Below are 22,890 nucleotides of genomic sequence, written 5' to 3'. Positions count from 1 at the left end.
GGCGGTCTTCTGGGCGCGATGGCTGGGTAGAAGCGCACATCGTGCGCCCCCGAGCCCACCTCCTGGACCGGGTTCAGGCCGGGGGCAGGCCCAGGTGGTGCTCCACCGCCGTGCGGATCATGTCGGGCACGGGGACCGGTCGCCGCGCCACCTGGTCCACGAAGACGTGCGTGAAGGCGCCCGTCGCGTACGCCGCGCTCCGGTCGGGGGCGCCCGCGCGCAGGATCGCCAGGTCCCAGGTGAGCGAGGTGCGCCCCAGCCGCCCGACGGCGACGTCGACCTCCAGCTCGTCCGGGAACGACGCCGGGGCCAGGAACTCGCACGAGGACGCCCGGGCGAGCCCGATCACGTCGCCCGCGGGGTCCAGAGCGGCGTGCCTGATGAGCCAGGTGTTCACCGCGGTGTCCATGGCCTCGTAGTAGACGGTGTTGTTCATGTGCCCGTACTGGTCGTTGTCGTTCCAGCGCAGGGGAAAGGGGTGCCGGTAACCCATGGAGGCATCTCCTTCGAGGTCGGGGTTCGTCGCAGCGTAGCCCCGCACCGGAGGGGGTGTGCAACGTATTCGCAGATGATGCATACTGGACATGCAGATCGACGACGATCGGAGGACCGATGACGCTCTCACCCGAACCGCCCGGCGGCACCCTGCTGGAGGCGGACTTCTACGCGTTCCAGGACCTGCTCACCCCGGCCGAGCAGAAGAAGGCCCTGGCCGTCCGGGAGTTCATGGAGCGCGAGGTGCGTCCCATCGCGGACGACTACTGGGAGCGCGCCGAGTGCCCCGTGCACCTGTTCAAGCCCTACGCGCAGCTCGGCACCATCGGGTCGGGCTGGGCCGAGACGCAGGGGGAGGAGACCTCGGCCGTGTTCCGCGGCTGGGTGGGCATGGAGACGGCGCGCGTCGACTCCTCGTTCTGCACCTTCATCGGTGTCTCGGGCGGCCTGGCGATGACCTCGATCGGCGTCGGGGGCAGCGCCGAGCAGCGCCGGAAGTGGCTGCCGCCCATGGCGGCCGGCGACCTGATCGGAGCGTTCGGGCTCACCGAGCCCCTGGCCGGCTCCGACACCGCCAAGGGGCTGCGCACCACGGCCACCCGCACGGGTGACACCTGGGTGATCAACGGCGCCAAGCGCTGGATCGGCAACGCGACGTTCGCCGACGTCGTCGTCATCTGGGCCAAGGACACCGCCGACGACCAGGTCAAGGGCTTCCTGGTGCGCAAGGGCACGCCCGGCTTCACGGCCACCAAGATCGAGCGCAAGCAGTCCCTGCGGATCGTGCAGAACGCCGACATCGTGCTCGAGGACGTCCGCGTGGACGAGGGCGACCGGCTGCAGGGCATCGACAGCTTCCGGGACGTCGCCAAGGTGCTCCGCATCACGCGCGACGGCGTGTCCTGGCAGGCGCTGGGCACCATGATCGGCGCCTACGAGGCGGCCGTGGCCTACACCAGGCAGCGCGAGCAGTTCGGCAACCCGATCGCGAGCTACCAGCTCATTCAGGACAAGCTCGCCACGGCGTACGCGAACGTCACGGCGAGCTTCGCCATGTGCGTGCGCGTGGCCCAGCTCCAGGACCTCGGCACCCAGAAGGATGCCCACGCCGCGATGGCCAAGGCGTTCGTCACCACCCGCATGCGCGAGACCGTCGCGCTGTGCCGAGAGGCGTGCGGCGGCAACGGGATCACACTGGACCATGGCGTGGCCCGGTTCTTCGCCGACGCCGAGGCCGTGTACACGTTCGAGGGCACCAAGGACATGAACCAGCTCATCGTGGGCCGGGCGATCACCGGCCACGCGGCGTTCGTCTGACCGGCTCGAGGAGGAGCAATGACCGAGGCGTACATCGTCGCCACCGCGCGCTCGCCCATCGGGCGCGCCCGCAAGGGGTCGCTCAAGGACGTCCGCCCCGACGACCTCGCGGCGCAGATGGTGCGGGCCGCCGTCGACCAGGTGCCGGGTCTGGACCCGGCGCGCATCGACGACCTGCTGCTGGGCTGCGGCCTGCCCGGGGGCACGCAGGGCATGAACCTGGCCCGCATCGTCGCCGTGCTGTGCGGCTGGGACACGGTGCCCGGCGCGACCGTGACGCGGTACTGCAGCTCCAGCCTGCAGACCACCCGCATGGCCTTCCACGCCATCAAGGCGGGGGAGGGCGACGTGTTCGTCTCGGCGGGCGTGGAGTCGGTGAGCTCGTTCGCCACCGGGTCGAGCGACTACATCCCGGGCGTGGACCTGCACAACCCGGTCTTCGCCGACGCCCTGGCCCGCACCGAGAAGCGCGCCGGGGCCGGTACCGGCCTGTGGACCGACCCGCGGCTGGAGGGCGCGCTGCCCGACGCGTACATCGCCATGGGCCAGACGGCGGAGAACGTCGCGGCCCTGCGCGACGTGACGCGCGCCGAGCAGGACGAGTTCGCCGCCCGCAGCCAGCAGCGCGCACAGGCCGCCATCGCGTCCGGTTTCTGGGCCCGGGACATCACGCCGGTCACCCTGGCCGACGGCACGGTCCTGGCCGCCGACGACGGCCCGCGCCCCGGCACGACCGTGGAGACGCTGGCGACGCTGGAGCCGGTGTTCCGTCCGGACGGCACCGTCACCGCGGGCAACGCCTGCCCCCTGAACGACGGCGCCGCCGCGGTCGTGATCGTCTCCGGCCGCGTGGTGGACGAGCTCGGCCTGACCCCGCTGGCCCGCATCGTGTCCACCGGCGTGAGCGGGCTGTCCCCGGAGATCATGGGGCTCGGGCCCGTCGAGGCCAGCCGGCAGGCCCTGCGGCGCGCCGGGCTCACCGTCGACGACATGGACCGTGTGGAGATCAACGAGGCGTTCGCCGCGCAGGTCATCCCCTCGGCGCGCGAGCTCGGGGTCGAGCCCGAGCGGCTGAACGTCAACGGCGGCGCCATCGCCGTGGGGCACCCGTTCGGCATGACCGGCGCGCGCATCACCTCCACCCTGATCAACGCGCTCGCGGACGCCGGGGGCCGGTACGGCCTGGAGACGATGTGCGTGGGCGGCGGCCAGGGCATGGCGATGGTGCTGGAGAAGCTCTGATGCGGATCACCGGCGCGGTGCTGGAGCGCTGCGGCGCGCCCGCGCCCTACACGGAGTCCCGGCCGGTCACGGTCGGGCCGCTGGAGCTGGACCCGCCGGGCGAGCGCGAGGTGCTGGTGCGGATCGAGGCCGCGGGGCTGTGCCACTCCGACCTGTCGGTCGTGGACGGCAACCGCGCCCGGCCCGTGCCGATGCTGCTCGGCCACGAGGCCGCCGGGATCGTGGAGGCGACCGGCCCGGGAGCGCGCCTCGCCGTCGGGCAGCGGGTGGTCATGACGTTCCTGCCGCGCTGCGGGGAGTGTGCCGAGTGTGGCACCGACGGGCGGCTGCCGTGTGCCGTGGGGTCGGCGGCCAACGCGGCGGGGACGCTCGTGGGTGGCGGGCAGCGGCTGACGCGTGATGGCCAGGAGGTGCACCACCACCTCGGGGTGAGCGCGTTCGCGACGCACGCCGTGGTCTCCGAGACCTCCGTGGTGCCCGTGGACGACGACGTCCCGCCCGACGTCGCCGCCCTGCTGGGCTGCGCGGTGCTGACTGGCGGCGGCGCCGTCGTGAACGCCGGGCGGCCCGCGCCGGGCGACCGGGTCGCCGTCGTCGGGCTGGGCGGCGTCGGCATGGCGGCGCTCCTGGTCGCGGTCGCACTGGGGCACGAGGTCGTGGGCGTCGACGCCGTGCCCGCCAAGCTCGACCTGGCGCGCGAGCTCGGCGCGAGCCTCGCCGTCGGGCCGCAGGAGGCTGCCGACCAGGGGCTGCGTGCGCCCGTCGTGATCGAGGCCGCGGGCTCGGCCCGCGCCTTCGAGACCGCCTACGCGCTGACGGCCCCGGGTGGCACCACCGTCACGGTCGGCCTGCCCCACCCCGACGCCCGGGCGAGCGTCTCGCCGCTCAGCCTGACCGCCGAGGCCCGCACCGTGGTGGGGTCCTATCTCGGCTCGGCCGTGCCGGGCCGCGACATCCCGCGCTACGTGGAGCTGTGGCGGGCCGGCCGGCTGCCGCTGGACCGCCTGGTCTCCGACCGCATCACCCTGGACGACCTGCCCGCCGCGCTCGACCGCCTCGCCTCCGGCGCGGCGCTGCGGCAGCTCGTGATGTCCTGATCCTGACGCGTCGCACAACGACGTCCACCGAAGTTCACGCAACGAGAGGAAACCCCTGATGACTCGTACCGCCATCGTCACCGGAGCGGCCCGCGGCATCGGTGCCGCCACGGCCCGCCGGCTCGCGCAGGACGGCTTCGCCGTCGCCGTCCTGGACCTCCTTCAGGACCAGGCCAAGGACACCGCGGAGGCCATCGTGGCCGACGGCGGCCGCGCGCTCGCGGTCGGCGTCGACGTCGCCGACGAGCAGTCGGTGGCCGACGCCGTGGCCCGCGTCGCCGCCGAGCTGGGTGCGCCGACCGTGCTGGTGAACAACGCCGGGATCCTGCGCGACAACCTGCTGTTCAAGATGTCCGTGGGCGACTGGGACGCCGTGCTCGGCGTGCACCTGCGCGGCGCGTTCCTGATGACCCGGGCCGTGCAGGCGCACATGGTGGAGGCGAAGTACGGCCGCATCGTGAACCTGTCCTCGACCTCCGCCCTCGGCAACCGCGGCCAGGCCAACTACTCGGCCGCCAAGGCGGGCATGCAGGGCTTCACCAAGACCCTGGCGATCGAGCTCGGCAAGTTCGGCGTCACCGCCAACGCCGTGGCGCCCGGCGTGATCGAGACCGACATGATCCGCGAGACCGCCGAGCGCATCGGGGTGTCCCTCGGTGACTACCTCAGCGTGGCCGCGAAGGACGTGCCCGTGGGGCGCGTGGGCCAGCCGGAGGACATCGCGAACGCCGTGTCGTTCTTCTGCGCGGAGCAGTCCGGGTTCGTCTCGGGCCAGGTGCTGTACGTGGCGGGCGGGCCGAAGGCGTGAGCGAGGCCGGGGCCGGTGCCGTGGCGGGCGGCGCGGAGGCCGGCGCGGGCGGCGTCATCGTCGTCGCCTCGCCGGACGCGCTCGCGGACGCCGTGGGCCGCACCGCCACGGGCGAGTGGTTCGAGGTCACGCAGGAGCGCATCGCCGCGTTCGCCGATGCGACCGAGGACCACCAGTGGATCCACCTCGACGCCGAGCGGGCCGCAGTCGGGCCGTTCGGCTCCACGATCGCGCACGGGTACCTCACGCTGTCGCTGCTGCCGCGCCTGGCGTCCTCGCTCGTGCAGGTGGGTGGCGTCGCCATGGTGATGAACTACGGCATGGACCGGCTGCGATTCCTCAGCCCGGTGCCCTCGGGTGCGCGGGTGCGGGCCGTCACCGAGATCCTCTCGGTCGAGCCGGCGGCCGCCGGCGTGCGGCTCGCCTCCAAGGTCACCGTGGAGATCGAGGGTGCGGAGAAGCCGGCGCTGGTCGCGCACACGGTGTCGCTCTACGTGCCGGAGGCCTGACCGGCGCGGAGCCGTGTTGCTGTGAGTAGACGTTGTCTACTCACAGCAACACCCACCCGGGGCAGTGACCTCCCCGGCATGCCTCCGCCGCAGTGTTGTGGCCTGGATGGTTTGACAGCGCGCACCGAGCGCTGTGTACTGGTGTTCTATCGAACATGCGTTCGTAGAGTGCTCCACCACCGGTCTCCTGCCGGCAGGCACCATCGCTGGAGGGACATGACCGTCGTAACCATCTCCTCGAGGACCAGCCCCGACGCCACCGACGCCGCCGCCACGAAGCACGCACAGGCGCTCGCGGCGCTGCGGCACGCCGAGGCACGGACCGGCGTGCGCAGGCAGGCCACACCTGCCCGGGCCGGCCAGGCACCGCCGGCCGAGCGCCCGCACGAGCCGTCCCACGAGCTGTCCCAGTCGCCCCACGGGCCCTCTCGGGGACAGGTCCGGGCGCTACGGGGCGGGCTCCTCACCGAGCCGGTGCCGGTGCCGGTGCCGGGACCCGCGGCTGCCGAGGCGCGCCCTGCCGAGCCCGCACCGTCGCACGGCCGGGTGGGGCATCCGGACGAGCGGGCGCGCGTGCTGCCCGTGCACCCGCACCTCGCGGACCTCCTGCCCGACGGCGGGCTGCGGGCCGGTACCACCGTGGCGGTCCGGGGGTCGACGTCGTTGCTGCTGACGCTGCTGGCCGAGGCGTCCCGCGACGGGGCGTGGACGGTGCTGGTGGGGTACCCGGCCGCCGGGATGGCCGCCGCGGCCGACGCCGGGTGCGACCTGGGGCGCACCCTGATGGTGCCGCTGCCGGCCGGGTCGGGCGTGGACGCGCCCGCGGTGCTGGCCGCGCTGATCGACGGCATGGACGTGGTGGTGGTCGGCCCGGAGGTGACCCTGCTGGACCGGGACCGCCGTCGGCTGGCGGCCCGCGCCCGCGACCGGGGCACGGTCCTGCTCTCCTCCGCTCCCGCGCTGAGTGCTGGATCTTCGCCCTCTCGAACCGGTTCGACAGGGCGAAGATCCAGCACTCAACGCGCAGGGTGGGTGGGGGCGGACGTGGTGCTGGAGGTCGTCGGCGGGGGATGGGGCGGGATCGATCATGGGGTGGGGTGGCTGCGGCGGCGGACCCTCCGGGTGCGGCGCACCGGGCGGGGGAGCGCGGCGCGGCCGCTGCACCTGGACGTCGAGGTCCCGGTCTGCCGGGCGGCCGGGGGCACGGAACCCGTGGGGGCGCGGGACGAGGGTGTCGGGGGCCGGCCGTCGCTGGAGCTGGTGGGATGACCGCCGGTGACGGGACCGCCACCCGCACGGCGGCCCTCTGGGTGCCTGACTGGCCCGTCGTCGCGGCCCTGGTGGTCGCCGGGCTGGGGCCCGAGACGCCGGCGGCCGTCACGGGTGGCCCCGGCGGGCGGATCGTCGCGGTGTCCGCGCCTGCCCGCAGCGCCGGGGTGCGCCGCGGCATGCGCCGGCGCGAGGCCCAGGGGCGCTGCCCCGACCTGCAGCTCTGGGTCGCGGACGACGCCCGCGACGCCCGCGAGTTCGAACCCGTCGCCGTGGCTGCGGAGACCGTGGTCTCCGGGCTGGAGATCGCCCGCCCGGGGCTGCTCCTGCTGCCGTCGGGCGGCGCGGCCCGGTACCACGGTTCGGAGCACGACCTGGCGCGCGAGCTGACCGAGCAGGTCGCCGTCCGCACCGGCCACGAGTGCCAGGTCGGGGTGGCCGACGGCTTCCTGGCCGCGGTGCTGGCGGCCCGGGACGACGCCGTCGTGCCGCCGGGGGAGTCGCGGGACTACCTCGCGCCCCGGCCCGCCGCGACGCTCGTGCACGCCCGGCCCGCCGACCGTGCCCTCACGGAGCTGGTCGACCTGTGGCGCCGGCTCGGCGTGCGGACGCTCGCCGCCCTCGCCGCCCTGCCGGACGCCGCCGTCGCCGCCCGGTTCGGCGACCTCGGCGTCTGGGCGCAGCGGCTCGCCCGCGGGCAGGACGTGCGCCCGCCCGCCCGGCGCCGGCTCGTCGAGGACCTCACCGTCACCGAGGAGCTGGACCCGCCGGCGCACCGGGTCGACGTCGCGACGTTCGCCGCCCGCCGCCTGGCCGAGCGCCTGCACGACGACCTGCACCGGCGCGGCCTGGCGTGCGGCCGGCTGCGGATCACGGCGCGCGCCGTCGACCCGGTCACGGGCGAGGCCCGCACCCTGGAACGGCTGTGGCGCGCCGACGACACGCTCGGCGGGCTGTCGGCCGCCCGGATCACCGACCGGGTGCGGTGGCAGCTCGAGGGCTGGCTCACGGCGTCGTCCCTGCGGCAGGGCGAGGCGCCCGCCCCGATCGCGGGCCTGAGCCTGGCCGCCGAGGAGGTGACCCCCGCCGGGGCGCTGCAGCCGCGCCTGTGGGGACCAGGCGCGGGCGAGGACCTGCGCGCCCGCCGCGCCGTCGAGCGCGTCCAGGCCCTGCTCGGCGGCGATGCCGTGCTCACCGTGCGGCTCCAGGGCGGGCGCGACCCGCGCGACCGTGTCCAGCTCGTGCCCCACGGCGAGCACGTGCCGCCCGAGCGCGCGCCCGACCGGCCGTGGCCCGGGGCCCTGCCGCCGCCGGCGCCGTCCGTGGTGCTGCCCGAACCCGTCCCCGCACGGGTGCTCGACGCCGAGGGGCGGCCGGTGGTGGTCGACGTGCGGCTGGCGGTCAGCGGGGACCCGGCGCGCGTCGTCGTGCCCGGGGACGGTGTCGCCGGCGGGGTGGCAGGCGAGGCGGGAAGCGGCCTCGACGTCGTGGTCGTCGACTGGGCCGGGCCGTGGCCCGTCGCCGAGCGGTGGTGGACGCCCCGGGGCAGACGCCGCGTGTTCCTGCAGGTGACGACCGATCTGCCCGGGGACGTGGGCCTGCTGCTGTCGTCGTCGGCGGGGGAATGGTCGCTGGAGGCGCTCTATGACTGAGGGCGTGCCGTACGCCGAGCTGCACGCGCACTCCGCGTTCAGCTTTCTCGACGGCGCCTCCCACCCCGAGGAGCTCGCCGCGGAGGGCGCGCGCCTCGGGCTGGAGGCGCTCGCGGTCACCGACCACGACGGGCTGTACGGGGTGGTGCGGTTCTCGGAGGCTGCGAAGAAGGTGGGGCTCAGGACGGTGTTCGGGGCGGAGCTGCACCTGCCGGTCCCGGCGGGTTCCGGCGGCGCCCCCGTGCTCGACCCGCCCACCGGGGTCCCCGACCCGCGCGCCACGCACCTGCTCGTGCTCGCCCGCAGCCCGCAGGGGTACCGCAACCTGTCCAGCGCGATCGCCACCGCGCACCTGGATGCGGGGGTCAAGGGTGCGGCGATGTACACGACGGAAGGCTTGGGGGAGGCGGCCGCCGGCGAGTGGCTGGTGCTCACCGGGTGCCGCAAGGGGGCGGTGCGCCGGGCGCTGCTGGCCGGCGCACCGGGCGCCGACGTCAGCCAGAACCGCACCGACCGGCTCGCCGCCGCGCGGCAGGAGCTGGACCTGCTGACTGACACCTTCGGGCGGGACAACGTCGCCGTCGAGATCACCGCCACCGGCGACCCGCGCGACGCCGACCTGCACGACGCGCTCGCCCTGCTGGCCGCCGACGCCCGCCTGCCGCTGGTCGCCACGACCGCCGCGCACTACGCGCGCCCCCGGGACGCCGACCTGGCCGGGGCGCTTGCCGCCGTCCGGGCGCGGTCGAGCCTGGACGACCTAGACGGCTGGCTGCCCGGAGCCCCCACCGCCCACCTGCGCAGCGGCGCGGAGATGGCCCGCCTGCACCGCCGCTACCCGCAGGCCGTGGCGACGGCGGCTGCGCTCGGGGCGGAGTGCGCGTTCGACCTGGAACTCATCAGGCCGGAACTGCCGCCCTACCCAGTCCCCGAGGGGTACACGGAGGCAACCTGGCTGCGCGAGCTCACCTACCGTGGCGCGAAGCGCTGGTACGGCCCGCGCGAGAACAACAAGGCGGCGTGGGAGAAGATCGACCACGAGCTGCAGGTCATCACCGACCTGGAGTTCCCGGGGTATTTCCTCGTGGTCTACGACCTCGTGGACTTCTGCCGGCGACAGGGGATCCTCGCCCAGGGGCGGGGCAGCGCCGCGAACTCGGCCGTCTGCTACGCCCTGGGTATCACCGCCGTGGACGCCGTCAAGCATGGCCTGCTGTTCGAACGGTTCCTCGCGCCGGAGCGGGACGGCCCGCCGGACATCGACATCGACATCGAGTCGGTGCGCCGCGAGGAGGTGATCCAGTATGTCTACGAGAAGTTCGGGCGCAGGCATGCGGCGCAGGTCGCGAACGTCATTTCCTACCGCCCGCGGTCCGCGGTGCGCGACGCCGCCCGTGCGCTCGGCTACGACATCGGGCAGCAGGACGCGTGGTCCAAGTCGATCGAGCGCTGGGGGTCGCTGAAGCCTCAGGCGACCCCGGCGCCGTCGGGCAGCACGATGCCTGGTGAGGCTGGTGAGGCTGGTGAGGCCGGCGCCGGGAGGACCGCGGCGTCGGCTGTGCCGCAGAATAAGACGGCCGCCAAGGACGCCCGCGTCGAGGCGCTGTGGGGCCCGCGGGAACCGCGCCCGCACGCCGGGCACAGGGACGGCGGCCGGCCCGGTCCGGGGCGGACGAACGCGGGCGCTCCCGGCGTCTTCGTCGACGTGCTCGCCGAGGAGGCTCGCGCCCCGGGGGACCCCCGCCCGAACCCGACCCGCGCCGACGACACCCACGACGTCGTCCCGTTCCGCACGCCGCCGTCGGCCGCCGAGGAGGGGGAGATCCCCGACGACGTGCTCGACCTGGCCGACCGGATGCTGCGCCTGCCCCGGCACCTGGGCATCCACTCGGGCGGCATGGTCATGTGCGACCGCCCCGTGATCGAGGTGGTCCCCGTGGAATGGGCTCGGATGGAGGGGCGCACGGTGCTCCAGTGGGACAAGGAGGACTGCGCCGACGCGGGGCTGGTGAAGTTCGACCTGCTGGGCCTAGGGATGCTGACCGCGATCCGGTACGCGTTCGAGTTCGTCGAGGAGCACACCGGGAAGGTGCTCACGCTGCACGAGCTGCCGCAGGACGACAAGCGCGTCTACGACCTGCTGTGCGCCGCCGACACGGTGGGAGTGTTCCAGGTGGAGTCGCGCGCCCAGATGGCGACGTTGCCGCGTCTGAGACCGCGGAAGTTCTACGACATCGTCGTGGAGGTCGCGCTCATCCGGCCCGGGCCCATCCAGGGTGGGTCGGTGCACCCCTACATCGAGCGGGCGCGCGGCCGCCAGAAGGTGGAGTACCTGCACTCGTTGCTGGAGAACTCCCTGTCGCGCACCAAGGGCGTGCCGCTGTTCCAGGAACAGCTCATGCAGATGGCGATCGACGTCGCCGGGTTCACGCCGAAGGAGTCCGACCAGCTACGGCGCGCCATGGGGTCGAAACGGTCAGCGGAACGCATGGAGGCGCTGCGCCGACGTTTCTACGCGGGGATGACCAAGAACAAGATCCCGCTCGATGTGCAGGACGAGATCTTCGACAAGCTCAAGGCCTTCGCCGACTTCGGCTTCCCCGAGTCGCACGCCTACTCCTTCGCCTACCTCGTGTATGCCAGCTCGTGGCTCAAGGTGCACCACCCGGCCGCGTTCTACGCGGGACTGCTCGCGGCCCAGCCCATGGGGTTCTACTCACCGCAGTCCCTGGCCGCCGACGCGCGTCGGCACGGGGTACGTGTGCTGCGGCCGTCGGTGACGGCGTCCCGGGTGCTGGCGAGCGTGGAGCGGGTGCAGCCCGGCAACGGCGTGGGCGCCACCCCGTCCAGCGATGACGGCGGACCGGAGGCCGGGCTCGTCCCCTCCGTCGCCCGGCTCGTCGAGGCCGACCCGGCGCTCGCCGTCCGCATGGGCCTGGAGTCGATTCGCGGCATCGGCAAGGACAAGGCGGAGGAGATCGTCGCGGAGCGCGCCGAGCGGCCGTTCGCCTCGCTCCGGGACCTGGTGCGGCGGGTCGAGCTGTCCACGGCGCAGCTCGAGGCGCTCGCCACGGCCGGGGCGCTGGAGGCGCTCGGCGTCGACCGCCGGGCGGGCCTGTGGGCCGCGGGCGCGCTGGGCCAGGAGGGGCCGACGACGCTGCCCGGCGTCAGCGTCGGCGTCGACGCCCCGACCCTGCCCGGGATGAGCGAGGTCGAGCTGGCGCAGGCCGACGCCTGGGCCACCGGCGTCACCCCCGACTCCTACCCCACGCAGCACGTACGCCCGGGACTGGAGGCCGCGGGCGTGCTCACCGTGGCGCAGGCGCTCGCGACCGAGTCGGGTCGCCGGGTCGCCGTCGGCGGGGTGGTGACGCACCGGCAGCGGCCGGGCACGGCCGGGGGAGTGACGTTCCTGTCCCTGGAGGACGAGACGGGGCTGCTCAACGTGATCTGCACCGTCGGGCTGTGGCAGCGGTTCCGGAGGGTGGCGCGGTCGGCGCAGGCCATGGTGATCAGGGGGCGGATCGAGGCGCAGGACCCGGAGGACGACGGCGCCCCGCTGCCGGAGGGTGGCCGCGCCGTCAACCTCCTGGCGGAGCATCTTGCGCCGCTGACGATGGCGGTTCCGGGGCGGTCGCGGGACTTTCGGTAGGTGTGGACCCAACTCGTACGCTGAGGACTCGGAGTTCGTCCGGGTCGCCGGGCGTGGGAGCCCACATCGGCCGGACCGCGTCCCCCACGTAGCGCGGAAGGACGTGCAGATGGACGTGGAAGGCAGTCTGCCCGGCGACGGGGTGGGTGGCCTGGACGAGATTCACGCCGTCGGCACCGAGGACTTCGATCACACGGCGGGCCGTGCGCTGGGCGGTCATCGCTGCGGCGGTCAGATCCTCCGCCACCACATCGAGGAGGTCGGTTGCATGGGCTTTCGGGATCACGAGGAGATGTCCGGCAGTGGCCGGGAATACGTCCAAGAATGCCAGCGTCCGTTCGTCCTCGTGCACGATGGCACTCGGTGTGGTCCCAGCGACGATCTGGCAGAAGATGCAGTCAGCTGTTTCAGGCATGGGCCTGGCGCTATCCAGCGCAACTGCCCTTGTCATGGACCAGGAACGATACAGCCTGGGATGAGGAGACCCTGGCTCGGCGGCGCGGGTCCGTATCATCGAGTTGCGGGTCGCGCGAGGTCCTCGTTCGGCCGCTGGGGTCGAGCGTAAGGTCTTGCATGACGGTGCTTCACGCAGGTCCTAGCAGCTGCCTTCGGCCGGCGTGGTTTGCCCAGGTGGAGTGTCCCGAGAAAGCGGGTCGGATGTCAGACGGCAGGGGCGCCGTTGTAGCGCAGACCGTCCACCAGGAGGGCGACGATGCGGGTGGTGAAGTCGTCATCGCCCTGGGCGACGATGCTGCTCACGGCGCGCAAGAGGTCCTCCGGGCCGATCTGCGTGGTGATCTGCCCTGCTGCCGCGGCGTTGTCCAGGAGCTGAGCGAGCACGGGGACGAACCTCTCCATGAAGTACGCCGGCAGAGCCCGATATGTGGCTTCACCGGAGTGCATGGCAGGCTTGAGCTCGCGTTTGTCCGCGACGAACCGTGCCACCTGCTGCAGCCACTGGGTGAGCGCTTCGACCGGATCGAGCCGATCGGCGAGGATCGAGGCGTCCGCCGCGCAGGCGTCGACCTCGTGCCGGAAGACGGCTGTGATCAGGTCTGACCGCTCCGGGAAGTGGCGATAGAGGGTTCCCGCCCCGACCCCGGCCCTGGCGATGATCCGGCGGGCAGGAGTGTCGACGCCGTCGGACGCGAAGAGCTCGGCAGCCGCCCGCAGCAGGGCATCGATGTTCCGCTGCATGTCTTGCTGACGGCGGGAAGGCGGTGCCTCGCTCGGACCGGTCACGGCTTCTCCCTTCAATGGCTGGTCAATGGCTGAACGGCGTTCCGTGCTCGAATCTAGTAGCCACGGGTCTCCTTGGTCCACCTCGTGTGATCGATGCCCCGTGATCTTCCTGCTGCTGGTCGGCGCCTGCCCGGATGGCTACGAGGAGATCGGGCGCACCGACCGGATCCGGGCGCTGTCGCGGGCCCGGTCACGGCGCTCGCTCGTCGTCACATGAGTTTGTCCAGGGTGATGGGCAGGTCGTGGACCCGCGTGCCGGTCGCGTTGAAGATGGCGTTCGCGATGGCGGCGCCCGTACCGTTCACACCGAGCTCGCCGATCCCGCGGCCGCCCATCGGCGTGTGCGGATCGGGGACACCGGTCCAGATCACGTCGATCTCCGGCACGTCCAGGTGCACGGGTATGTGGTATTCGGAGAGGCTGGGGTTCATGATGCGGCCGTTGCGCTCGTCGTAGTGGGTGGCCTCGTTCAGGGCGAGGCCCATGGCCATGACCATGCCGCCGCGGAACTGGCTCGCGGCCGTCCTGGCGTTCATGACGCGTCCACAGTCCATGGAACCGAGCAGGCGGGTAACCCGTGGCTCGCCGGTGACGGCATTGACCCGGACCTCGGCGAACATGGCCCCGTAGGAAGCCATCGAGTACCGGGCCAGCTCCACCGGCTCACCGCCGCTCGCATCAACAGTGACCTCACTGAGCCCCGCATGCCCCAGGATCGAGGCGTAGCTCTCGTAACGTGCACGGTCCTCGGTCGCAGACAGGCCCGCTTCATGTGGCGTGACCTGCTCCGAGGTGAGACCCGCGAGCGGTGATCCGGGACGGACGAGCCTGAGCAGCTCGGCGACCACGGCGGCCTTGCCCGCCACCACGGTCCCGGTCACCGTCGCGATCTGCTGGGACCCGTTTCCGGCTATCACGCCGGGCATCGTCGAGTCCCCGATCCGGACCTCGACCCGGTCGGGACGGAGCGCCAGGAGCTCGGCGACGACCAGGGTCACTGCGGTGGCGGTGCCCATACCCGCGTCGTGCGCGGCGACGTCGACCGCGAGGGTTGCCTCTCTGGTCAGCGTGAACCGTGCCCGACCGGTGGGTTCTCGGCTGTAGTGGTGCGTGGCAGTTCCGCACCCCATGCCGACGAGCCAGTCCCCGTGTCGGACCGCGCGGGGGGTCGGGTTGCGCCTGGCCCAGCCGAAGCGTTCGGCGCCGGCGTGCCAGGCCTGGACGATGTTCCGGGAGGAGAACGGCCGGCCGTCGAGCGGGTCGACCGCGGGCTCGTTGCGGATGCGCAGCTCGATCGGGTCGATCTTCAGTTCGTGCGCCAGCTCGTCGATAGCGCTCTCGAGGGCGAAGCTGCCGACTGCTTCTCCGGGGGCGCGCATGGAGTGGTTGGAGACCATGTCCAGGTACGCCCACTGGAGGTCGATCTTCAGGGTGCGGGTCGCGTACGAGGTCAGGGTCGGGAAGACGAAGGCCTCCGGGTGCGGGTTGTGCGGGGTGTGGGTCGATGTCCCGGTGTGGATGAGCGCGTCGATGCGGCCGTTCCGGTCGGCGCCGATGGCAACCCTCTGCTCGGTCAGGGCGCGACCACCGACCAACCTGTACACCGCCTCGCGGGAGAGTGCCATGCGCACGGGCCGACCGACCGCCCTGGCTGCTGCCGCCGCGAGCACCTCGGGCAGTCCCATGAACTTGCCACCGAAGCTGCCACCGACGAAGGGCGAGACGACGTGGACCTGTTCCTCCTCGATGCCGAACATCTGGGCGAGGGTCCACGCATTGTGTACGACCGACTGCGTGGAGTCGTACATCTCGAGCTCGTCACCGTCCCACACGGCCGTGACGGCGTGCGGCTCGATGGCGTTGTGGTTCTGGTGGGGTGAGCGGTAGATGGCGTCCACCGAGGCCTGGGCGGCTGACAGTGCCGCCTCCGCGTCGCCGATCTCGACGTGCACCGGCCAGTCGCCCAGGACCGCGGTCTCTGTCCCGTTTGCCACGGCCTGCGCGAACGAGGTGGTCGCAGGCTCTGCTTCGTAGACGACCCGGACCAACGAGGCGGCGTGATCGGCCTCTTCCTGGGTGTCGGCGAGAACTACCGCGACGGGCTGTCCGTTCCAGCGGACCCGGTCGTCCTGCATGGTCGGCCGCCTGTCGTTGCCGGCTGCCTTCTCGTGATCGCCGAACGCCACCATCGGTCCCATCCGGGGTGCGTTCAGGTGGCTCAGCACGAAGACGACGCCCGGCGCCGCCTCCGTCGCACCGGTGTCGAGCTCGGCGATCCGGCCTTTGGCGATCGTGCTGAACACCAGCGCGGCGTACACCATGCCCTCGTACGTGAACTCGGCTGCGTAGGGGGCTGCGCCCCGCACCTTCAATGGTCCATCGACCCGGGGCAGCGGCTTGCCGATCCAGCCCTGGCCACCCTCCCGCCCCCGGCCGGCGCCGAGCCTCATGCTCGGGGACGCGCTGCCGGGCGGGCCCGAGGCGGCCACGACCAGTGCACTCGTGCCTGCCATGCCGGCGAGACCAAGCACCTTGCGGCGGGTCAGAGCCGGGCCTCCTCGACGCGGCGATGCCCATTCCTGGGACCGGTCCAGCGCCTCGGGTGCGGTATCGTCCGTCGCCTCAGGCATCGGGTCGTTGGTCATCGTGCTGCTCCTGCCAGCTCGTTGAGCACCGAGGTGATCGTGCGCCTGGTGAGCTCGATCTTGAACTCGTTGTCGTGCAACGGCGTCGCGGCGGCCAGCTCGGCCTGCGCCGCGGCCCGAAACGCCTGCGTGGTCGCCGGGCCGCCGATCAGTTCGGCCTCGGCCTGCCGGGCACGCCATGGCTTGTGCGCCACGCCCCCCAACGCGATCCGCACGCCTCGAACCACGCCGCGGCGGACGTCCAGCGCGGCCGCGACCGAGACCAGCGCGAAGGCATAGCTGGCGCGGTCCCGCACCTTGCGGTAGGTCGAGCGACGCGCCCAGGACAGGGCAGGTATCTCGACTGCCGTGATCAGCTCCCCCGGACGCAGCACCGTCTCGAGCTCGGGGTGCTCGCCGGGCAGTCGGTGCAGCTCGGTCAGCGGCACGATGCGGGCGCCGTCGGCGCCCTGCAGGTGTACATCCGCGTCGAGCGCGGCCAGAGCCACGGCCATGTCGGATGGATGCGTCGCGACGCATGCGGAGGAAGCACCCAGGATCGCATGCGTACGGTTGAACCCCGCCAGCGCGCCACAGCCTGAGCCGGGGTCACGTTTGTTGCACGGCGAGCCTTCGGTGTCGTAGAAGTACGCGCACCGGGTGCGTTGCAGAAGGTTGCCACCGACGGTGGCCATGTTCCGGATCTGACCTGATGCACCTGCGACCACCGCGCGGGTCAGCACCGGGAACTGGGTACGAACTACCCGATGCTCGGCCAGCGCAGTGTTGCGCACCGCGGCCCCGACCAGCAGCCCTCCTCGGGTCCGCTCGATGGTCGAGGACAGCCCGGTCACATCGACCAGTGCCGCCGGCTTCTCCACGTCCTCCCGCATCAGGTCGACCAGGTTCGTTCCGCCACCCACGTACTTCGCGCCCGGCATCGCGCCCGCGCGAACGGCCTCCAGCACGTCGCCCGCACGGGTGTAGGAGAACGGAGTCATCGCCTTGCCCTCCGCGCTCCGGTGTTGTCGTGGCGGGTGAGCTCGCCGGACCGGTAGGTCTGGTCGATCGCCGAGACGATCCCGTTGTGCGCCCCGCACCGGCACAGGTTCCCGCTCATCCGCTCACGCAGCTCCTCGCCGGTGAGCCTGATCTGCCTGGCCGACAGGTTGTCGGTCACGTGGCTCGGCACACCACGCTCGACCTCCCTGGCCATGCCGAGTGCGGAACAAATCTGGCCCGGAGTGCAGTACCCACACTGGAAGCCGTCGTGATCGATGAACGCCTGCTGCAACGGGTGCAGCCGCTCCTGCTCGGCCAGGGCCTCGATCGTGGTCACCTCACGACCCACGTACTGAACGGCCAGAGCGAGGCATGACACGATGCGCTCGCCATCGACCAGAAGCGTGCAGGCACCGCAGCCGCCCTGGTTGCAGCCCTTCTTGGTGCCGTGAAGGCCTAGCGTCTCGCGCAGGAGGTCGAGCAGGGAGACGCGCGGGTCCTCAGGCGGAGGCACGGCAACGCCATTGACCCGTATGGCTCCGTTCGGTGTGGTCATTCTCGTCCTCGAATCGGTGGAGTCCACTGGACCGGCCTCAGGCGACGGAGCGTTCGACGAGCGGGCGGCGGCGCAGCTCGGTCCGCTCGATCGCCGGAGGAACGTAGGCCTGGTCGAGGGTGCCGACGTCGGTCCCGGGCGGAACGATCTCGTCGATCCGATCCAGGACGTCGTCGGACAGGACGACGTCCGTGCCCTCGAGGAGGCTGTCGAGCTGGGTCATGGTGCGGGCGCCGAGCAGAGCGCTGGTGACGCCCGGGTGGGAGATCACGAACGCCATCGCGAGGTGGGGCATCGATACGCCTGCCTCCTGAGCAAGGGGGATCAGCTTCTCCACCGCGTCCAGGCGCTGCTGGTCTCCGAACGCCTTGGGCATGAACTTGGCCCGCAGCACATCTGTGTTCTGGTTCTGTCGGACCCGTCCGGTGAGCATGCCCTGACCGAGCGGTCCCCAGGTGAGGATGCCCATGCCGTACCGCTGCGCGACGGGCAGGACCTCGCGCTCGATGCCCCGGTTCAGGATCGAGTACGGCGGCTGCTCGGTGCGAAACCGCTCCAGGCCGTTGCGCTGGGCCACCCAGTGCGCCTCCACGAGGTCCGACACGGGCATCGTCGAGGTGCCGAACGCGCGGATCTTGCCCGCCCGGACCAGGTCAGTCAACGCGGAGAGCGTCTCCTCGATGTCGGTGTCGGGATCGGGCCGGTGGAGCTGGTAGACGTCGATGTGGTCGGTCTGCAGGCGGCGCAGGGAGTCCTCGACCGCTCGCATGATCCAACGGCGAGAGGCGCCCTGCTGGTTCGGGTCGGCCCCGACCGGGCGGCTGAACTTCGTGGTCAGGACAACGCCGTCGCGACGCCCCTTGAGCGCGCGGCCGACGATCTCCTCCGAGTCACCGTAGGCGTCGGCGGTGTCGACGAGGTTGATGCCCGCGTCCAGCGCCTTGTGGATGATCCTGATCGAGTCGTCCGGGTCGTTGCCCATCTGCGTGGCGAACATCATCGCCCCAAGGGCGTAGGGGCTGACCTTGATGCCGGTGCGGCCCAGGTTTCGGTACTGCATGAGTGCACTCCCCACTAGCGGAACGGTGTTCAGTGGAACACCGTTCAGCACGGTACGGAACGGCGTTCCGTCTGTCAATGGCTCACGGGACCCTGTTCCACCCCCGGCTGAGCGGGTGCGGCTTCCTGTCGGATGGGTCGTGTGCCTGTTCGTCACGAAAGCGCGGCTCTCGAAAGTGTCGCTGCGAGGTGAGACCGGGAGGTGAGCGCGTGTCGGCCAGGGAGTGGGGGTGCCTCGGATGGTGCCCGACGGCAGCGATGCTCACCTGCGAGGTCACGCGCAGCGGATGTCGGCCTGCTCGCCGAAGCCTGACGGTGCCGGCGGTTGGACCACAGCGCGCGAGAATTCGACCTCCCGGTCAACGTTGCGGGCCCTGGCGGCGCCACTGCGACGACCGCATCGTGGTCGTCGCGCCGCACTGGGCGCACCGGTGTTCGGCAGTTCCGTTGGGCGAGCGGGGGGTCCAGGGCGGGCACCTTGCTACCGGATGGCCCATCCACTTCGATAAGATGCCACCATGCAGCCCCTTCGATCCGACGCTTTGCGCAGCCGGAAGCGAATACTCGACGCGGCGCGACGCCACGACCAGGGAGCGCTCCGGCACAACGAGCTGGCGAAGGAGGCAGGCGTCGGCGTCGGCACCGTGTACCGTCATTTTCCGACGACCCACTCCCTGATCGAGGCGCTGACCCAAGACACGCTCGAGCGCTTGCTAGCTGCATGCGAGACGGGTGCCGCGCGAGACGATCCGTGGGAAGGGGTCATGGATCTCGTCGACACCGGACTTGTCCTCCTCTTGGAAGACCGCGGCCTCCAGGAGGTCCTGCTGTCTCATCACGACGACGCACCCGAGGTGCGGTCTGTGAAGGAGAGCATCGCGGCCTCGACCCAGACCGTGATCAGCCGGGCGCACAAGGCTGGCGTACTCCGTGCCGACATCACTGCCGAACGGCTGCAGTACCTGATGTGCGGGCTCGAGCACGCACTACGGGCCGCGCCCCTCGACGACCACGGCGCACTGCGCGACGTACTCGTGGCTGGCATCCGCCCATCACAAGGTTCCGCCTAGAGCGCTCAATGACACCACAGTCACGACGGGGGGCACGACGATGATCGACCGGGCTGGGCTGGCCGATTTTCTTCGACGACGACGGGCAGCACTCCAGCCAGAGGACCTCGGCTTGCCACGAGGTTCACGACGCAGAACCAGCGGGCTGCGGCGGGAGGAGGCGGCTCTGCTGTACAACATGTCGACCGACTACTACACGAAGCTCGAACGCCAGCGAGGGCCGCGGCCGTCCGAGCAATTGATCGCTTCCATCGCGCAAGGCCTTCATCTCTCCCTCGATGAGCGTGACCACCTGTTCCGGCTGGCCGGTTTCAATCCACCTCCGCGTGGGCCAGTCGGTCCACATGTCAGTCCTGGTCTGCTGCACGTCCTGGGCCGCATGGACCTCACGCCTGCCGAGATCAGCACCGAGCTGGGTGAGACGCTTCACCAGAACCCATTGGGCGTTGCGCTGACCGGTGACCGCACTTCTTTCCGCGGCCCGGCCCGTAGCATCGGGTACCGGTGGTTTACGGATCCGGCAACGCGGCATCTCTATGCGGCGGAGGATCACCCGCTTCTTACGCGCGTGTTTGCTGCAGGTCTGCGCCAGGTCGCCGCGCTGCGAGGACCCGGCTCGCGAGCAGCACATTTCGTGGATCTGCTCCTGGCCCAGAGCGAGGAGTTCAGGCAGGTATGGGAGAAGCACGAGGTGGCCGTCCCTCCGCTCGTCAAGCGCTTCGTGCATCCTGAGGTCGGCACACTGGAACTGCACTATCAGTCTCTGATGGACCCTGAGCGGTCCCACCGGCTGTCCGTCTACACAGCGGTGCCGGGTAGCGAGAGCCACCAGAAGCTGCAGCGGCTCATCGCTATCGCTCCTACGGGCCGTCGCTGAGGTCGAGGTGGGCTGAGTGTGAAACCTCCCCGGACCTCATGACCGCAAACCCGGGGCCTTGCACGGTGGGGCGAGCACATCGGGCCGAGAATCTGTCTCGCCCCGGGTCTGATGGAGGCTCTCATTCCAGGGAAGGATGAGAGTTGTGGCTGCACCGAGGAAGTACCCCGAGGAGCTTCGGGAGCGAGCGATCCGGATGGCGGTGGACCTGCGTAAGGACCCAGCCACCAAGCCCGGCGCGTTGCGGCGGGTGGGTGAGCAGCTCGGGATCCACCCGGAGACGCTGCGCAACTGGGTCGCCCAGGCTGAGATTGATGCCGGTGACCGTCCGGGAACGAGCACCGACGATGCCCAGCGGTTGGCGGACCTGGAACGCGAGGTGCGCGAGCTGCGGCGGGCGAACGCGATCTTGCGTAGTGCGTCGGCTTTCTTCGCGGCGGAGCTCGACCGCCCACAAAGGTGACCGTCGACTACATCCAGGCCCACCGGCACCAGTTCGGGGTCGAGCCGATCTGCGCGGTGTTGCAGGTCGCCCCGTCGACGTACTACGCGGCCACGTCCCGCCCGCCCTCGGCGCGGTCGGTCGCCGACGCGGCCAGGACCGAGGTGATCGAGCAGGTCCACCGAGCCAACTACGGTGTCTACGGCGCCCGCAAGATGCACGCCGAGCTGCGCCGGCAAGGGCACCAGATCGCGCGCTGCACCGTCGAACGACTGATGCGATCCGCGGGGTTGCGGGGCATCACCCGGGCCAAAGGGCCTCGCACCACGGTGGCCCCCGCCGGTCCGGAGACCCGCCCGGACCTGGTCGAGCGCGACTTCACAGCCACCGGCCCGAACCGGTTGTGGGTCGCGGACATCACCTACTGCCGCACGTTCTCCGGCTGGGCGTATGCCTCGTTCGTGATCGACGTGTTCTCCCGCCGGGTCGTCGGCTGGCAGGTCTCCACGTCGCTGCGCACCGACCTCGCGTTGGACGCCCTGGAGATGGGCCTGTGGAACCGCACCCGGTCCGGTCAGGACGTGACCGGGCTGACCCATCACAGCGACAAAGGCGTGCAATACGTCGCTGTTCGCTATACCCAGCGGTTGGCCGAGGCCGGCACGGTCGCCTCGGTCGGCTCGACCGGCGACTCCTACGACAACGCCCTGGCCGAGTCGTTCAACTCCTTGTTCAAGGCCGAGCTGGTGCGCAACAAGGGACCGTGGAAGAACATCGACGACCACGAGCTCGCTATCGCCGAGTACATCGACTGGTTCAACCACCATCGCCTGCACGGCGAGATCGGCCTGGTCCCACCGACCGAGTTCGAAGAGGCGTACTACCGTCACAACCCCGCGCCGACTACCGTCGGAGCGTCAGTTCCGAGCCTCCACTAAACCCGGGGCGAGACAGTCCAGCCAGCCGCTCAAGCAAGGTGGTGACCTTCGAAACAGTCGCCTCGGGAGGCTGAGCGGTCCAGGCTGGGCGACTAATCCGGACTGGTTCACCGTGGAAGGGGCCGGTAGGCCCGTAACATTCACCCCCCCGAGCGGACGGGTCCGTCAAAGCACGCACCGCGGCCCAGGCGCCCACGTCCTTTCCCCGCGTCCACGGAGCCAGCGGGTGACGTACGAAAGGCGTAGAGGCGTCACGGACACCGGCTCGCTCCGGCGTCTTCGCGTCAGAGGCAACCCCAGGGATCGCGACAAGTGCATCGACCGGGACGCCCTCGCTACGGAGCGTGCGGTCAAGGGCGTACGCATGGACCTCAAGCGCGGCCCTGGCCTTGATGTACGCACCGAAGGGCAGCCGAGGTACAGCCAAGAGATCCTCCAGCGACATCGAGATCTGCTGGGTGAAGCCGGTAGACGCGTACACAAGGCGAGCCCGGGTGCTCTCGTCGCGTGCATGGTGAGACAGGATGGGCAGGACGCGGTGGGCTAGGGCGACATTGCCGACTGCATGTGTTGCGAGCTGGATCGGTAAACCGTCAGGGGAGAGCCCGTGCACAGTCGGGTCCGGGCCACCGTTCAAGAAGGCGCCGTGCAGCGCGGGCAACTCGGAAAGCCGTCGCGCTGCAGCGTCAACCGACTCAAGCTCAGCGAGGTCCAGGACTATCGAGCCCGTCGAAGCGCCCGGGGCATGCGCCCTGATGGCGCGTTCCGCGGCTGCGAGCTTAGCCGGCGACCTGCCCAGGAGAACGACATGCGCGCCAGCGGTGGCCAGTTGCTCGGCAGCAAAGTATCCGATTCCCGCCGTCGCACCAGTCACCGCGACAACACGACCTCTCTGGTTCGGCAGTGCGTTCGGGTCCCACGGCATACTCGACTCCAATCGGATGAGGTATCCACTTGCTGCACGGTAGCGTACCGGATGACTCATCCATTTCTGTCCAGGGTGACAGGCAGTCCATGCCGTGCTGTCTAGCCCATCACG

19 protein-coding genes and 1 other annotated feature are annotated in these 22,890 nt (G+C 71.2%); of the genes, 11 read left to right on the top strand and 8 right to left on the bottom strand.

Going from position 1 to position 22,890, the window contains the following annotated elements; genetic code table 11:
• Nucleotides 1-73 precede the first annotated feature (73 nt).
• Complete coding sequence (locus tag ACO229_RS10320; RefSeq protein ID WP_423464836.1) at nt 74-493, bottom strand: acyl-CoA thioesterase; 420 nt, start codon at nt 491-493, stop codon at nt 74-76.
• Between the two features lie 119 nt (nt 494-612).
• Here ACO229_RS10320 and ACO229_RS10315 point away from each other — a divergent pair, with 119 nt between their 5' ends.
• From ACO229_RS10315 to ACO229_RS10280, 8 genes are all read left to right on the top strand, one after another.
• A complete protein-coding gene (locus ACO229_RS10315) occupies nt 613-1,812 on the top strand; it encodes an acyl-CoA dehydrogenase family protein (protein WP_423464835.1) in 1,200 nt (399 codons plus the stop codon).
• An 18-nt stretch (nt 1,813-1,830) separates the two neighbouring features.
• On the top strand, nt 1,831-3,054 hold the full coding sequence (locus tag ACO229_RS10310) for an acetyl-CoA C-acetyltransferase (protein WP_423464834.1): 1,224 nt from the start codon (nt 1,831-1,833) through the stop codon (nt 3,052-3,054).
• Nucleotides 3,054-4,151, top strand: a complete 1,098-nt coding sequence (locus ACO229_RS10305) for an alcohol dehydrogenase catalytic domain-containing protein (RefSeq protein ID WP_423464833.1) — start codon at nt 3,054-3,056, stop codon at nt 4,149-4,151. Before ACO229_RS10310 ends, ACO229_RS10305 begins: the two co-directional genes overlap by 1 nt.
• Nucleotides 4,152-4,209: 58 nt before the next feature.
• A complete protein-coding gene (gene fabG, locus ACO229_RS10300) occupies nt 4,210-4,959 on the top strand; it encodes a 3-oxoacyl-ACP reductase FabG (RefSeq protein ID WP_423464831.1) in 750 nt (249 codons plus the stop codon).
• The gene (locus tag ACO229_RS10295) at nt 4,956-5,468 is read left to right on the top strand and encodes a MaoC family dehydratase (protein WP_423464830.1); all 513 of its coding nucleotides are present in this window, start codon (nt 4,956-4,958) and stop codon (nt 5,466-5,468) included. Before fabG ends, ACO229_RS10295 begins: the two co-directional genes overlap by 4 nt.
• A 216-nt stretch (nt 5,469-5,684) precedes the next feature.
• Nucleotides 5,685-6,737 (top strand): hypothetical protein, encoded by a 1,053-nt coding sequence (locus tag ACO229_RS10290; RefSeq protein WP_423464829.1) that lies wholly within the window; start codon nt 5,685-5,687, stop codon nt 6,735-6,737.
• Nucleotides 6,734-8,389, top strand: a complete 1,656-nt coding sequence (locus tag ACO229_RS10285; protein WP_423464828.1) for a DNA polymerase Y family protein — start codon at nt 6,734-6,736, stop codon at nt 8,387-8,389. The genes ACO229_RS10290 and ACO229_RS10285 overlap by 4 nt, the downstream gene beginning before the upstream one ends.
• Nucleotides 8,382-12,041, top strand: a complete 3,660-nt coding sequence (locus tag ACO229_RS10280) for an error-prone DNA polymerase (RefSeq protein WP_423464827.1) — start codon at nt 8,382-8,384, stop codon at nt 12,039-12,041. Before ACO229_RS10285 ends, ACO229_RS10280 begins: the two co-directional genes overlap by 8 nt.
• Here the strand turns inward: ACO229_RS10280 and ACO229_RS10275 are convergent.
• From ACO229_RS10275 to ACO229_RS10250, 6 genes are all read right to left on the bottom strand, one after another.
• Nucleotides 11,971-12,456 (bottom strand): HIT family protein, encoded by a 486-nt coding sequence (locus ACO229_RS10275; RefSeq protein ID WP_423464826.1) that lies wholly within the window; start codon nt 12,454-12,456, stop codon nt 11,971-11,973. The genes ACO229_RS10280 and ACO229_RS10275 overlap by 71 nt on opposite strands.
• A gap of 245 nt (nt 12,457-12,701) precedes the next feature.
• A complete protein-coding gene (locus ACO229_RS10270) occupies nt 12,702-13,364 on the bottom strand; it encodes a TetR/AcrR family transcriptional regulator (protein ID WP_423464825.1) in 663 nt (220 codons plus the stop codon).
• Nucleotides 13,365-13,492: 128 nt separating this feature from the next.
• On the bottom strand, nt 13,493-15,928 hold the full coding sequence (locus tag ACO229_RS10265; RefSeq protein WP_423464824.1) for a xanthine dehydrogenase family protein molybdopterin-binding subunit: 2,436 nt from the start codon (nt 15,926-15,928) through the stop codon (nt 13,493-13,495).
• On the bottom strand, nt 15,925-16,908 hold the full coding sequence (locus tag ACO229_RS10260; RefSeq protein ID WP_423464823.1) for an FAD binding domain-containing protein: 984 nt from the start codon (nt 16,906-16,908) through the stop codon (nt 15,925-15,927). Before ACO229_RS10260 ends, ACO229_RS10265 begins: the two co-directional genes overlap by 4 nt.
• A complete protein-coding gene (locus tag ACO229_RS10255; protein WP_423464821.1) occupies nt 16,905-17,465 on the bottom strand; it encodes a 2Fe-2S iron-sulfur cluster-binding protein in 561 nt (186 codons plus the stop codon). The genes ACO229_RS10260 and ACO229_RS10255 overlap by 4 nt, the downstream gene beginning before the upstream one ends.
• Nucleotides 17,466-17,502: 37 nt before the next feature.
• Nucleotides 17,503-18,525: an aldo/keto reductase gene (locus ACO229_RS10250; protein WP_423464820.1), complete on the bottom strand. Its 1,023-nt coding sequence runs from the start codon at nt 18,523-18,525 to the stop codon at nt 17,503-17,505.
• Between the two features lie 517 nt (nt 18,526-19,042).
• Here ACO229_RS10250 and ACO229_RS10245 point away from each other — a divergent pair.
• The 3 genes from ACO229_RS10245 to ACO229_RS10235 all read left to right on the top strand — a co-directional run bounded on the left by ACO229_RS10245 (nt 19,043) and on the right by ACO229_RS10235 (nt 21,851).
• A complete protein-coding gene (locus ACO229_RS10245; RefSeq protein WP_423464818.1) occupies nt 19,043-19,594 on the top strand; it encodes a TetR/AcrR family transcriptional regulator in 552 nt (183 codons plus the stop codon).
• Between the two features lie 40 nt (nt 19,595-19,634).
• Nucleotides 19,635-20,471, top strand: a complete 837-nt coding sequence (locus ACO229_RS10240) for a helix-turn-helix transcriptional regulator (protein ID WP_423464816.1) — start codon at nt 19,635-19,637, stop codon at nt 20,469-20,471.
• 136 nt (nt 20,472-20,607) lie between these two features.
• A protein-coding gene (locus ACO229_RS10235; RefSeq protein ID WP_423464815.1) for an IS3 family transposase occupies nt 20,608-21,851 on the top strand; the annotation gives its coding sequence in 2 pieces (ribosomal slippage) (nt 20,608-20,896 and nt 20,896-21,851; 1,245 coding nt in all).
• Nucleotides 20,895-21,008: a sequence feature (AL1L pseudoknot), on the top strand. Its footprint overlaps the gene before it by 114 nt.
• Here the strand turns inward: ACO229_RS10235 and ACO229_RS10230 are convergent.
• Nucleotides 21,817-22,776, bottom strand: coding sequence for an SDR family NAD(P)-dependent oxidoreductase (locus tag ACO229_RS10230; protein ID WP_423464814.1), 960 nt, complete (start codon nt 22,774-22,776; stop codon nt 21,817-21,819). The two genes, ACO229_RS10235 and ACO229_RS10230, sit on opposite strands and share 35 nt — an antisense overlap.
• Nucleotides 22,777-22,890 lie beyond the last annotated feature (114 nt).

The sequence above is a fragment of the Promicromonospora sp. MS192 genome (genome assembly GCF_049532985.1).
Taxonomy (GTDB): domain Bacteria; phylum Actinomycetota; class Actinomycetes; order Actinomycetales; family Cellulomonadaceae; genus Promicromonospora.
Note: the sequence above shows the minus strand (reverse complement) of the source record. Positions and strands in the feature narration are given on the sequence as shown.